At 72.1% G+C, this 12,598-nt stretch carries 13 protein-coding genes; 6 read left to right on the top strand and 7 right to left on the bottom strand.

The features are described 5' to 3' along the window. Positions 1-11: 11 nt before the first annotated feature. Positions 12-2,072, top strand: a complete 2,061-nt coding sequence (locus OHN19_RS03580; protein WP_330262695.1) for a beta-galactosidase — start codon at positions 12-14, stop codon at positions 2,070-2,072. 40 nt (positions 2,073-2,112) lie between these two features. Next, entirely contained in the window at positions 2,113-2,661 is a 549-nt protein-coding gene (locus OHN19_RS03575) for a GNAT family N-acetyltransferase (RefSeq protein WP_330262694.1), read from the top strand. Positions 2,662-2,677: 16 nt separating this feature from the next. Here the strand turns inward: OHN19_RS03575 and OHN19_RS03570 are convergent, their stop codons facing one another. Both OHN19_RS03570 and OHN19_RS03565 read right to left on the bottom strand, forming a co-directional pair. Next, the gene (locus tag OHN19_RS03570; RefSeq protein ID WP_330262693.1) at positions 2,678-3,235 is read right to left on the bottom strand and encodes a GNAT family N-acetyltransferase; all 558 of its coding nucleotides are present in this window, start codon (positions 3,233-3,235) and stop codon (positions 2,678-2,680) included. 57 nt (positions 3,236-3,292) lie between these two features. Further along, positions 3,293-4,129, bottom strand: a complete 837-nt coding sequence (locus OHN19_RS03565; protein WP_330262692.1) for a helix-turn-helix transcriptional regulator — start codon at positions 4,127-4,129, stop codon at positions 3,293-3,295. Positions 4,130-4,231: 102 nt separating this feature from the next. Here OHN19_RS03565 and OHN19_RS03560 point away from each other — a divergent pair, with 102 nt between their 5' ends. After that, positions 4,232-4,939, top strand: coding sequence for an SDR family oxidoreductase (locus OHN19_RS03560; protein ID WP_330262691.1), 708 nt, complete (start codon positions 4,232-4,234; stop codon positions 4,937-4,939). Between the two features lie 18 nt (positions 4,940-4,957). Here the strand turns inward: OHN19_RS03560 and OHN19_RS03555 are convergent, their stop codons facing one another. The 3 genes from OHN19_RS03555 to OHN19_RS03545 all read right to left on the bottom strand — a co-directional run bounded on the left by OHN19_RS03555 (position 4,958) and on the right by OHN19_RS03545 (position 7,090). Continuing rightward, positions 4,958-6,151 carry a CaiB/BaiF CoA-transferase family protein gene (locus OHN19_RS03555; protein WP_330262690.1) on the bottom strand — a complete coding sequence of 398 codons (1,194 nt, stop codon included), beginning with the start codon at positions 6,149-6,151 and terminating at the stop codon, positions 4,958-4,960. Between the two features lie 82 nt (positions 6,152-6,233). Beyond that, on the bottom strand, positions 6,234-6,500 hold the full coding sequence (locus OHN19_RS03550; protein WP_330262689.1) for a hypothetical protein: 267 nt from the start codon (positions 6,498-6,500) through the stop codon (positions 6,234-6,236). A 131-nt stretch (positions 6,501-6,631) separates the two neighbouring features. Next, the gene (locus tag OHN19_RS03545) at positions 6,632-7,090 is read right to left on the bottom strand and encodes a MarR family winged helix-turn-helix transcriptional regulator (RefSeq protein ID WP_330262688.1); all 459 of its coding nucleotides are present in this window, start codon (positions 7,088-7,090) and stop codon (positions 6,632-6,634) included. Positions 7,091-7,231: 141 nt separating this feature from the next. Here OHN19_RS03545 and OHN19_RS03540 point away from each other — a divergent pair, with 141 nt between their 5' ends. Both OHN19_RS03540 and OHN19_RS03535 read left to right on the top strand, forming a co-directional pair. Continuing rightward, positions 7,232-7,765, top strand: a complete 534-nt coding sequence (locus OHN19_RS03540) for a 2'-5' RNA ligase family protein (protein ID WP_330262687.1) — start codon at positions 7,232-7,234, stop codon at positions 7,763-7,765. A gap of 116 nt (positions 7,766-7,881) precedes the next feature. Then, positions 7,882-8,235 carry a hypothetical protein gene (locus OHN19_RS03535; protein ID WP_330262686.1) on the top strand — a complete coding sequence of 118 codons (354 nt, stop codon included), beginning with the start codon at positions 7,882-7,884 and terminating at the stop codon, positions 8,233-8,235. 38 nt (positions 8,236-8,273) lie between these two features. Here OHN19_RS03535 and OHN19_RS03530 read toward each other — a convergent pair whose 3' ends face one another. Next, a complete protein-coding gene (locus OHN19_RS03530) occupies positions 8,274-9,560 on the bottom strand; it encodes a helix-turn-helix domain-containing protein (protein ID WP_330262685.1) in 1,287 nt (428 codons plus the stop codon). 748 nt (positions 9,561-10,308) lie between these two features. Next, complete coding sequence (locus OHN19_RS03525; protein WP_330262684.1) at positions 10,309-11,286, bottom strand: alpha/beta hydrolase; 978 nt, start codon at positions 11,284-11,286, stop codon at positions 10,309-10,311. A 246-nt stretch (positions 11,287-11,532) separates the two neighbouring features. Between OHN19_RS03525 and OHN19_RS03520 the strand changes: the two genes are divergently transcribed. Then, complete coding sequence (locus tag OHN19_RS03520) at positions 11,533-12,501, top strand: TerC/Alx family metal homeostasis membrane protein (protein ID WP_330262683.1); 969 nt, start codon at positions 11,533-11,535, stop codon at positions 12,499-12,501. The last annotated feature ends 97 nt before the right edge of the window (positions 12,502-12,598 follow it).

Genomic DNA, 12,598 nt, shown 5'->3' with positions numbered 1-12,598 from the left:
ATTGGAGAAGGATGTTCCAGCTTCCACCCCGCGTCCTGTTCGGAGCCGCGTACTACCACGAGTACCAGCCGTACGAGCGGCTGAAGGACGACCTCGACCTGATGGCCGAGGCGCACTTCACCGTGATCCGGGTGGGCGAGTCGGTCTGGTCGACCTGGGAGCCCGAGAACGGCCGCTTCGACCTCGACTGGCTCCAGCCCGTCCTCGACGGCGCCCACGAGCGGGGCATCTCGGTGATCCTCGGGACGCCCACGTACGCCGTGCCACCGTGGCTGGCCCGCCAGTACCCGGAGATCGCGGGGGAGTCGCGCACCGGCGAGCGCATCGGCTGGGGCGCCCGGCAGGAGGTCGACCTCACCCACCCGGCGTTCCGCTTCCACGCCGAACGGATCATCCGCAGGATCGTCGCCCGGTACGCCGACCACCCGGCCGTGATCGGGTACCAGGTCGACAACGAACCCGGCCTCCATCTCCTGCACAACCACGGCGTGTTCCAGCGCTTCACCGACGAACTCCGTGCGCAGTACGGCGACGTGGAGACCCTCAACCGTGAATGGGGCCTCGTCTACTGGTCGCACCGGCTCTCCACCTGGGCCGACCTGTGGACCCCGGACGGCAACGTCCAGCCCCAGTACGACCTGGCCTGGCGCCGCTTCCAGGCCCGGCTCGTCACCGAGTTCATCGACTGGCAGGCCGACATCGTCCGCGAGTACGCGCGCGAGGGGCAGTTCGTCACCACCTGCATCTCCTACGACCGCCCGGGCGTCGAGGACGACAAGCTCACCGCACGGCTCGACGTCACCGCGGGCAACCCGTACTACACGATGCAGGACGCTCTCGAACTGCCCGACCGCGGCGGCGACGGACAGGACTGGACGACCAACGGGACCTGGGCGCTGTACCGCAGCGCCGACCGCATGTACTCCTCCCGCCAGGAGCCCTTCCTGGTCACGGAGACCAACGCCCAGGCGATCGGCTACCCGTGGAACAACCGTCCCGCCTACGACGGCCAATGGCGCCAGGCCGCCTGGGCGTTGATCTCCCGGGGCGCCTCGATGATCGAGTACTGGCACTGGCACACCCTGCACTTCGGCGCCGAGACCTACTGGGGCGGCATCCTCCCGCACAACGGCCGCCCCGGCCGGGTGTACCGGGAACTCGCCGTCCTGGGAGCGGAGTTGGAGAAGGCGGGCGACCTGACCGCATCCCTCACCCCGGACGCCGACGTCGCCTTCCTGTACGACGGCCCCAGCAAGTGGGCGCTCCAGGGCCAGCCGGCGCTCGCCCTGGCGGACGGCAGCGCCGACGGGCGGTCGTACGAGACCGTCTTCGACGCCTTCTACCGAGGCGCTTTCGACGCCGGCCTCCAGACGCGCATCCTCCACCCGGGCCAACTCCCCGCTGCCGAGCTGCCCGACGTCCTGGTCGCCCCCGCCTTCTACGCCGCCGCCGACGAGACCCTCGACCGTCTCAAGGCCTACGCCGAAGCGGGCGGCCACCTGATCCTCGGCCCCCGCACCGGCTACGGCGACACGGAGGCGCGGGCCCGCACCGACGTCCAGCCCGGCCGGCTCGCGGCGGCGGCCGGGGTGACGTACGACGAGTTCAGCAACCTGGGCGCCCCGCTCCCGGTGACCGGTACGGACAGCCTTCCGCTGCCGCCCGAGGCCCGCGCCCTGCACTGGGCCGACGGCCTCCAGCCGCAGGGCGCCGAGGAGTTGGCCTCCTACGACCACCCGCACTTCGGCCGCTGGCCGGCGGTCACCACCCACCGGCACGGCGCGGGCCGGATCACCTATGTCGGCACGGTCCCCGACCCCGCCTTCGCCCGCGCGCTCTTCGAGTGGACCACCCCCACCACCTGGCGCCCGGCCCACCCGAGCGTCACGGCAAGCTCCGCCACCGCCCGCGACGGCCGCCGCGTCCGGTTCCTGCACAACTGGTCGTGGGCCACGGTCTCGGTCCCGGTCCCGGCACCACTGCGGGACGCGCTGACGGACGAGGTGCACACCGATGAAGTCCCCCTCGGCCCCTGGGACGTCAAGGTCCTCACGGATGAAGGGGGTTGGTGACCGCCCGAGCCGCCACCGGCGTGTGCGCTAGGTTGCCGCCATGGCTGACCTTGGAACCACCGCCTGGCCACCCGCCCCGATCCGGACGGAACGGCTCGTGCTCCGCGGCTCCGAGGCCCGGGACCGTACGGCGTTCATCGACCTGTTCGCCGCACCGCAGGTGCACACCTATCTCGGCGGCGCTCGATCACGCGACGAGCTCGAACGCGACGTCCCCGAGGTGCCCGGACGGCGCCCCGGCCTCTTCGTGATCGAGCGCGACGGCACGATGATCGGCATCGTCGAGCTCAACCGGCGGGACCCGGAGCATCGGAGCCAGGGGAGTCCCGGTGCCGGGGAGGTGGAACTCGGCTACCTGTTGCTGCCGCAGGCATGGGGAGCCGGGTACGCCGCCGAGGCGTGCGCGGCGGCGCTCGGGTGGTTCTCGGACCTGTGTCCCGGCGAACGGGTCGTGCTGGCCACCCGGACCGCCAACGACCGCTCGCTGCGTCTCGCGCGGAAACTCGGCTTCGCCGAGGCGGGCCGGTTCGAGGAGTGGGGCGCCGAGCACTGGTACGGCGTGTGGTCGTCGGCCGCTTCGACCCCCTGACCTCTGGACCGGGTGCCTAGCCCGCCAGGGTCCTCGTCACGACCCAGTGATGCTTGCCGATCTGCCGGGTGCGCGTGAAGCCGTGTGCCTCGAACAGGGCTACGGTCCCGTTGTGCAGGAAGGAGGAGGACACCGTGCGGTTCTCGGCGTCCTCGGGGTAGCTCTCCACGGTGCCGCCGCCGAGCCGCGTCATCTCCCGCAGGGCTCCGGCGAGTGCGGCGGCCGCCACGCCCCGGCGCCGGTGGCTCTTGTCCACGAAGAAGCAGGTGACGCGCCAGTCGGGCGGGGTGCCGAGACCCTGTTCGTAGCCGCGCCGGTGCTTGATCCGGGGCAGCTCACCGGTCGGCCCGAACTGGCACCAGCCCACGCACACCGAGCCGTCGTAGACGAGCGCGGCGTGCGCCCTGCCCTCCCGGACCCGCAGCTCCTTCTCCGCCCGGTTCCGCTCCGGTGACTTGTGCCGGCCCACCCCCTCGGAGTGGAAGCCCATGCACCAGCAGCCGCCCCACACGCCGTTGTGCCGCTCGATCAGCGACACGAAGTCGGGCCAGGTCGTCTCGTCCAGCGGTCTCACGCGGTACGCGTCCTTCGGCACACCACCAGGCTGCCACACGACACCGCCGACGTCCGTTCAGACCAGGCTCTGCGTGCCGAGCACCGAGATCAGCCGTAGCTTCTCGGCGGCCTCGGTGCCGGGGTCGGCCGAGTAGACCAGGATGTGGAGGTCGTTGTCCTCCACCCGGAGCAGGTCGCAGTCCAGGGTGAGCGGGCCGACCTGGGGGTGCTCGACCGTCTTGCGCGAGGCGGTGAGACGGCCCACCACGCCGGCGTCCCACAGTTCCGCGAACCGCTCGCTGCGAGTACGCAACTCACGTACCAAGAGCGTGAGTTGGCGGTCGGCGGGATAGCGGGCCGCCGTCGCGCGGAGTTCGGCGACCATGCCGACCTCGAAGGCCGCCCGCTCCTCCGGCGTGTGCCGCACCCGGGTCGGCATGCCCGTGAAGTTCCGCCACACGCCGTTGCGTTCGAAGCCGCGCAGGACGGACGGATCACCCAGCAGCGCCGCGTACATCGGGTTGGCCACGAGCAGGGTCATGGCCGCGTCCGACACCGCGACCGGGGTGTCGACCAGCCGGTCGAGCAGGCGCTGCACACTGGGCGTGATGAAGGCGGGCACGACATCGGGTCCCGGCGGCACCTGCCCCGCGAGCCCGAACAGATACGTCCGCTCGTCCGCCGACAGCCGTAGCGCCCGGGCCAGCGCCTCGACCACCTGCACCGACGGATTGGCCGCCCGCCCCTGTTCGAGACGCGTCACGTAGTCGACCGAGATGCCCGCCAGCAGGGCCAGTTCCTCGCGGCGCAGTCCGGCCGCGCGCCGGTGACCGCCCAAGGGCAGCCCGGCCGCGTCCGGGGCGACCCGGTCACGCCAGCGCCGCAGTGCCTGTCCCAGTTCCGTCGCCGCCATGCCCCCAGTGAACACCGCCGGCCGCCGATGTGCCTGGTACCGCCAGTCCCAGGAAGAAGGGTCTTCTGGCAGGCCCCACGACGGCGCGGCAAGGTGGCCGGCATGACGACAACACTCATCACCGGAGCGAACAAGGGTCTCGGCTTCGAGACCGCCCGCAGGCTCGTCGCCGCAGGCCACACCGTCCACGTCGGCGCCCGTGACGCCGAGCGCGGCCGCCGCGCCGCCGCCGAACTCGGCGCCCGGTTCGTCCAGCTCGACGTCACCAACGACGCCTCCGTGGCCGCCGCGGCCAAGACCGTCGAGGCCGACGGCGGACTCGACGTCCTGATCAACAACGCCGGCATCGAGACCCGTACCGACGACAACAGCGTGCCGGTCGCCGAGACCGTCACCGCCGACCACATGCGCGCCACCTACGAGACCAACGTCTTCGGTGTCGTCCGCGTCCTGCACGCCTTCCTGCCGCTGCTGCGGCGCTCGGCCGCCCCGGTCGTGGTCAACGTCAGCAGCGGACTGGCCTCCCTGACCCACCTCTCCGACCCGGACCACCCCGCGCACTTCTACCCCGGCATCGCCTACCCGAGCTCCAAGACCGCGCTCAACATGCTCACCGTGCAGTACGCGAAGGCGTTCCCGGACCTGCGGATCAACTCCGTGGAGCCCGGTTTCACCAGGACCGACCTGAACGGCAACACGGGCACGCAGACCGTGGCGGAGGGCGCCGAGATCATCGTACGGATGGCGCAGATCGCCCCGGACGGCCCGACCGGGGGCTTCTTCGACGTCAACGGCCCGCTGCCCTGGTGACACACCGCGTTCGCGGCCTCAGACGACCCCGTCCGCACGCAGCGCCGCGATGTCGTCGTCGCTGCGGCCGAGCTCGGTGAGGATCGCCCCGGTGTGCTCGCCCACCGCCGGGACCGGGTCCATCCGGGCGGGCAGTCCCGCGAGGTCGGCCGGCGGGAGCAGTGCCTCCACCGTGGCCCCGCCGGGGACGGCAACCTCGTGCCAGCGGCCGCGGGCGGCCAGGACGGGGTGGTCGAGGAACGCGGCCACGTCGTTGACCCCGGCGCAGGCGATGCCCATCCCCTCCAGGTCCTTCAGCACCTCGTCGGCGTCGGAGCGGGCGATCCGCTCGGCGACCACCGCGTTGATCTCCTCGCGGTGGGCGACCCGGGCGGACCCGGTCGCGAACCGCGGATCCCCGGCCAGCCCGGGCTGCCGTAGGAAATCGGCGCACAGGACGGTCCACTCGCGTTCGTTCTGGATGGAGAACAACACGTCCTTGCCGTCGGCGGCCGTGAAGGCGCCGTACGGGGCGATGGTGGCGTGCTGGGTGCCCAGCCTCGGCGGCTGACTGCCGCCGTACCGCGTGTAGTTGGCGGGCTGGCTCATCCACTCGGCCAGCGCCTCGAACAGCGACACCTCCACCGGGTGGGCCCTGCCGGTGGTGGCGCGGACGTACAGGGCGGTCAGGATGCCGCTGTAGGCGTACATCCCGGCCGCGATGTCGGCGACGGAGATCCCGACCCGCGCGGTCTCCTCGGCGGTCCCGGTCAGTGACACCAGCCCGGTCTGGCACTGCACCAGCAGGTCGTACGACTTGCGGTCCGCCCACGGCCCGTCGGTGCCGTACCCGGAGATCGTGCACGGGATCAGCCGCGGCCACCGCACGGCGAGGTCGGCGGTGCCGAGGCCCAGCCGGTCGGCCGCGCCCGGGGCCAGGTTCTGGACGAACACGTCGGCGCCGTCGAGGAGTCGGTGCAGGATCTCCAGGCCGCGCGGGTCCTTGAGGTCCAGGGTGAGGGACTCCTTGGACCGGTTGAGCCACACGAAGTAGCTGGAGTGGCCGTGCACGGTCGTGTCGTAGCGCCGGGCGAAATCACCCTCGCCCGGCCGCTCCACCTTGATCACCCTGGCCCCGAGGTCGGCGAGCTGCCGGGTCGCGTACGGCGCGGCCACGGCCTGTTCCAGGCTGACCACGGTGACGCCGGACAAGGGAAGCTGCGGCAGACTCATGCGGCTCTTTGTACGGTCGGGTCGGACAGGGTGTCAACGATCACTCCGCGCGACCCTCCGGCGGGTGCATGCGGACGTTTCCTCAGTTCCGGCGGTCCGGCGTGCACAGCACCAGGACCGCGCGGGCGACGAGTTCGCCGGCCCCGCCGAGCTCCTGCCGGTAGCGGTCCGTGATCTCCCGCACGGTCTCGGTGAATCCGGGGTCCACGGCACGGGCCCGCGCCGGGGCGGGCAGCCCCTGGGCCATCTCGCGACGCCGCGCCAGCAGCGCGATGATCTCCTCGTCGAGACGCTCTATCCGGGTGAGTGACACGTCGTCCCCCGGGGCGGTGGCCTGGTTCGTCGTCACGCTGAAACTCCGTTCCTCTGCGCGAGTTGCGCGAAACGCGGCGCGTTCCTTCACAGCTGGTCCCTGAACACCCTGCCCGTGGCGGTCGGCGGGAATGCCTCGCGGAACCATGCGTCGAAGGCGACGACGAGTCAGGCGGGCACGCCGAGGGTCTCGACGGCCTTGACCAGCGGGGCGAGCTCGGGGTTCCGGGCGGCTTCGTCGAGGGCCTCGCGCAGGGCCGCCTCGTTGGTGGGGCGGGCCTCCTCCAGCAGGGTCAGACCGGCCTCGGTGACGTTGGTGTAGATGCCGCGCCGGTCGGTCGGGCACAGATAACGGGTCAGCAGCCCGCGGTCCTCGAGGCGGCTGACCAGCCGGGTCGTGGCGCTCTGGCTGAGGACGACGGCGTCGGCGACCTGCTTCATCTGCAGATGACCGCCGTCCCCGTCGTGCTGCCGGCTCAGCACGTCCAGCAGGGAGTACTCCCGCACGCTCAGGTCGTGCCCGGCCTGCAGGGCGCGCTCGATGTGGGCCTCGATCCTGCCGTGCAGGAGCGAGAGCGCGCACCAGCCCTGGGCGAGGGCGGTGAGTGCGGGGTCGGTCGCGGTCATGGGGCTGGGCCTCCGTCCCGAAGTGGTGGGATCCAGAATATGTCATCGGTGAAATAGTCCGCGTAAGCCTGTTGTGTGTGCGTGCAAGTGTCCGTCGCGTCGCCGTCGCCGACGTCGGGCTCCGGCTGGTACACCCTTGGCATGACAGTCGACGCATCCGCCTCCTTCGTCAGCGGCCAGACGGCACTCGTCGTGCCCGTACCGGCGGCCGAGCCCGTGGTGCGGGGCTGGCGAGACCGCTACGACCCGGCGGCCCGGGCCGGCGTCCCGGCGCACGTCACCGTGCTCTTCCCGTTCCTGCCCGCGCCCCTCGTCGACGCCGACACCCGCGCCGCGCTCGCGGAGATCTTCGGCAGCCACCCCGCCTTCGACGTGCGCTTCGAGGACTGCGGACGTTTCCCCGGGGTGCTCTATCTCGCCCCCGACCCCGACACGCCGTTCCGCCGGCTCACGGAGGCGGTCGTCGCACGCTGGCCGGAAGCCCCGCCGTACGGCGGAAAGTACGAGCCCCACCCGCATCTGACGGTCGCCCAGTCCGAGGACGACGCCGTACTGGACGAAGCCGAAGCCGACCTGCGCACCGGCCTCCCCTTCTCGGCCCGGGTGTCGAAGGTCGACCTCGTCACCTACACCGGCACCGACTGGCAGCACCTGGAGTCCTTCGCGCTCCGGTAGCCGGCCGCGCCCCTCGTCGATCCGAAACCCCGTGGCCGGCGCGCTCGTCCCGCCGGTATCGTCCGGTCTCCCGACCAGGCCGCACCCGCGGCGCGGTCCCTGCGGAGAGCGAACCCATGACCGGCCGGCCACCGACGACGACCCTCTGGCGCCCCACCGGCCCGGTGGAACTGGACCTGGTCCGGGAGCTCGACTGGCGCGCCTGGCCGCCGAGGCTCCCCGAGCAGCCGATCTTCTACCCGGTCCTCGACGAGGACTACGCGATCAGGATCGCCCGGGACTGGAACGTCAAGCACGACGGCGCCGGCTTCGTGACCCGCTTCGAGGTCGAGTCGGAGTTCCTGAGCCGGTATCCCGTCCAGCAGGCGGGCGGCCGCACGATCCTCGAACTGTGGGTCCCGGCCGAGGAGTTGGACGAGTTCAACAGGCACATCGTCGGGACGATCGAGGTCGTGCACGAGTTCCGCTGAGTCCACCGGGTCCGCCGGGTCAGGGTCCGCCGGGTCCGCTACGACCGGGCCAAGTGCCGCATCGCCAGGGCCAGTTGCAGCCGCAGTCGGCCCTGAGGTGTGCGCAGCGGCCAGCCCAGCAGGTGCTCCGCGTGGGACAACCGGTCCTGGAGCGTGGAGTGGTGGACGTTGATCTCGGCGGCGGCCGCGCGCAGGCTCGCCGTCGAGACCACGGCGTGCAGCGTGGCCAGCAGCCAGGGCGTGCTCGCCCCCGCCGCCTCCAGGGCCTGGACATCGGGCGGCGCCTCCGCACCCGGAGCGACGAGCCCGGCCAGCAGCGCGACACCGCCCAACTCGTCGGCGTGCACGACCTTGGGCCCCGGATCCAGGGCGGTGCCCTCCGCGGTGAACCGCAGCGCTGTACGGGCTTCGGCCCAGGAGCGAGGCAGCTCAAGCACGGGCACCTCGGGCCCTACGCCCACCCGGCCGTCGGGGAGACCGGGGAGGGCCCGTGCGGTGAGGGGGTCGGCGTCGGTCCGGCCGGAGGGAAGGCCCGCGTCGGTCCGTCCGGTGGGACGTCCGGCGTCGGCCTGCGTGGTGAGAGGTCCGGCGTTGTTCCGTCCGGCGGAACTTACGGCGTGGGCCTGGCCGGTGGGAAGCCCGCCGCTGCTCCGCCCGGTGGGAAGCCCGCCTTTGTTCCGTCCGTTGGGAGGCCCGGCGTTGCTCCGCCCGGCGGGACTTCCGGCGCCGGCCCGACCCGCGGAAAGTCCGTTGCTGTTGCGCCCGTTGGGCAGGCCGGCGTCCGCCCGTCCCGCCACGACCATCGGCGGCCCGTCGAGCGGGGCCAGCGCACGGGCGGTCCCCGACGGGTCCAGCCCGAGCCCACGCGCCGCGTGCAGCCGGGCCGCCTCCGGCGCGCCGGCGTCCAGCACGGTCTCGACCAACGCGGGATCCTCCACGGCCGCCCGTCCGCGCGTACGGTCCAGCACGAGCCGTACGGCCCCCGCTGCCCGCTCCAGAATCACCGCGTCGACGACACTGGGCGCGGCCTCGGCCCGCTCCAGCCACAGCGCGGCGGCACCACCGGGCACGAGCGCGGCGGAAGGCCAGCCGGGATCCGGCGGCGCCCCGGCGTCCCGGCGCGTCCCGTCGGCCTCGACCCGCACCCGCACCCGCCGCTCCGCGTCGACCAGCAGTGCGGGCACCCCGGCCAGCACGGCGGCACCCCGGACCAGGGCCTCCAGCCCGGCCCGGGACTCGGACAGCCGATCGAAGTAGGCAATGACCCGCACGGCGGCACCGGCGTCCGGATCCAGCGCGGTGAGGCGCCCGGCCAGCTCTTTCATACGGCTATGGTGCGCCATCGGAGCCACGAAGCACCCGGAAGGGGCACGGGCAACCGCGGAGCGCGACCACGACGAAGCGGCGGTCGCCGAGCGGGGCCCGACGCGGACCAGCCAGGATGCTGCCGCGGTCCCCGGACGAAGGGCGGTCGGCCGGGGGCGGCGGCACGACGCAGCACTGCGCGGGCTGGCCAGTTACTCCCTCAGGCTCCCCGACGAGGGAGCGGCGCGGAGCGGCCACGGTGCTGCCGTATCCCCCAACGGGGAGCGGCGCGGTCGGCTCGACGGATCCGCAGCCGCTCGACGCAGGGGCTGCGGGAGTCGTTCACGGTATGGCGGCGGCCGCCCGGCGCGGGGCATGCGCGGGCCGGCCCCTTGCTGCCTCACGCTCCCCGACGAGGAGCGGCTGCGGCCGTTCGACGGATCCGCAGCCGCTCGACGCACAGACTGGGGGAGCCCTTCACGGTGCTGCGGTGGCCGCCCGGTAAGGGTTATGCGCGGGCTGGCCAGTTGCTGCCTCACACTCCCGCCGAGGAAATGGCGGGCCGGACACAGCGCTGTTGCAGCCCCCCGACCGGGAGCAGCGCGCCGATTCGACGGATCCGCAGCCGCTCGACGCGGAGACTGCACGGGTCGGCCACGAAGCTGCCGTGGCCCCCCGGCGGGGGAACGGTGCGGATCGGCCACGACCTTGCCGCGACCGCCCCGCCATCCCGCGCAGTGCACCCCGCCCCCGCCCCCCCCGCAGCGGCTAGCTGCCCAGCAACCTCCCCAACCACGCCACATGCGCCGCCCGCGCCGCCTGGGACAGTGCCGCCTGCGGAGCGAAGCCGTCGAAGCCGTGGAAGCCGCCGGGCCAGACGTGGAGTTCCGCCACTCCGCCCGCCTGCCAGATCCGGGACGCGTACGCGACGACCTCGTCCCGGAACGTCTCCGCGGAGCCCACGTCGAGGAAGGCCGGCGGCAGGCCCGAGAGGTCCTCCGCCCTGGCCGGTGCCGCGTAGGCGGGCACGTCCGGCCCGCCCCGCCGGTCGCCCAGCAACGCCGTCCACCCGGTCTCGTTGGCCGTACGGTCCCACACCCCCAGCCCCGCCATCTGGTACGTCGAGGGACTGTCGTTGCGGTCGTCCAGCATCGGGCACATCAGCAGCTGACCGATCGGCCGGGGCCCCTTCCGGTCCCGGGTGAGCAGTGCCAGCGCCGCCGACAGACCGCCACCGGCACTCGCCCCCGCGATCACGATCCGCTCGGCGTCGCCACCGATCTCCCCGGCGTGCTCGGCGGTCCACACGAGCCCGGCGTACACGTCCTCCACAGGCGCCGGATGCGGATGCTCGGGTGCCAGCCGGTACTCCACCGACACCACCACGGCGTCCAGTTGCTTGGCCCAGGCGAGCGGGCCGTCGATGCCGACGCGGTTGTTGCCGAGGATCATGCCGCCGCCGTGGACGTGGTAGATCACCGGACGCCCGGTACCGGAAGGCGCGGGGGAGACCGGCCGGGCGATCAGGAGGGAGATCTCCGGGGCGCCCTCGGGCCCCGGCACCGACCGGTCCTCGACCTCGAAGAACCCGTCCAGCGTCAGGTCCAGGTCGGCCAGCATCTGGATGCCCGGTCCCTGGCGTACGAGGTCGATCTCGTCCAGCGTGAGGGCGGGCGAGATCACGTCCTTGATCAGATCCAGGGCGGCGGCGAGCTCGGGGTCGAACGGGGGCGGCACATGCGTCATGGCTTCTCCTCACGCGGGGCGCGGCGGCTCGTGGCGCCATGATCGGGGCACCGGGGTGCGTCCGGGACGCCGCCGTACGGCGGAACCTGCCCGCCGTACGGCGGGTCGGCACGGCGACAATCAGCCACCTTCCGCGTGTGACCTGCGCTTCCTTGCCATCGCATGACCTGTTGTTCACCTTCCGTAGGTGGAAGGGATCCCCCGAGGTGACCACGCTGTCGATGCCCCCCATGCACAGGAGAACCAGTGAACGTCTCTCTCAGCGTCTGGCTGCTGACCGTGGTCGCCCTGTGCGTCCTGGTCGGCGCCGACTTCTTCATCGGCCGCAAACCGCACGACGTGTCGGTCAAGGAGGCCGGCGTCTGGACCGTCGTCTGGGTCGTACTGGCCTGTCTCTTCGGACTCGGACTGCTCCTGTTCGGCGGCGGCAAGCCCACGGGCGAGTTCTTCGCCGGGTACATCACCGAGAAGTCGCTGAGCGTGGACAACCTCTTCGTGTTCGTCCTGATCATGGGGAAGTTCGCGGTGCCCTCGCAGTACCAGCAGCGGGTGCTGATGGTCGGCGTGATCATGGCGCTCGTGCTGCGCGCCGGGTTCATCGCGGCCGGCGCGGCGATCATCTCCGCGTTCTCCTGGGTGTTCTACCTCTTCGGCGCCTTCCTCATCTGGACCGCCTGGAAGCTCGTGCAGGACGCCCGCAAGGGCAGCCACGAGGAGGAGTACGAGGAGAACAAGCTGCTGAAGACGGTGGAGAAGCGCTTCGGCGTGGCCGACCGCTACCACGGCACCAAGCTGTGGATCGAGCAGAACGGCAAGCGGGTCATGACCCCGATGCTGGTCGTGATGCTCGCGATCGGCTCCACCGACGTGCTGTTCGCCCTGGACTCCATCCCCGCGATCTACGGCCTCACCCAGGACCCGTACATCATCTTCACCGCCAACGCCTTCGCCCTGATGGGCCTGCGGCAGCTGTACTTCCTCATCGGCGGCCTGCTGAAGAAGCTGGTCCACCTCAGCTACGGCCTGTCCATCATCCTCGGCTTCATCGGCGTCAAACTCGTGCTGCACGCCCTGCACGAGTCCGGCGTGCACGTCCCCGAGATCAGCATCCCCGTCTCCCTCGGCTTCATCGTCCTCGTCCTCACCGTCACCACCCTCACGAGCCTGCGGGCCGCCAAGCGACAGGAGGCGGCGGAGGTGGAACAAGCGGCGTGACGGCCGGCGGCCGGACCGCCGGTGGTCCCCCTTGACTTCGAGAGCGCTCCAAGTCATACCGTCGCCGTCATCGGCGAAGTCCCTTGAACGGAGACGA

Source organism: Streptomyces griseorubiginosus (assembly GCF_036345115.1).
Taxonomy (GTDB): domain Bacteria; phylum Actinomycetota; class Actinomycetes; order Streptomycetales; family Streptomycetaceae; genus Streptomyces; species Streptomyces griseorubiginosus_C.
This window is presented reverse-complemented; position numbering and strand designations above follow the sequence as displayed.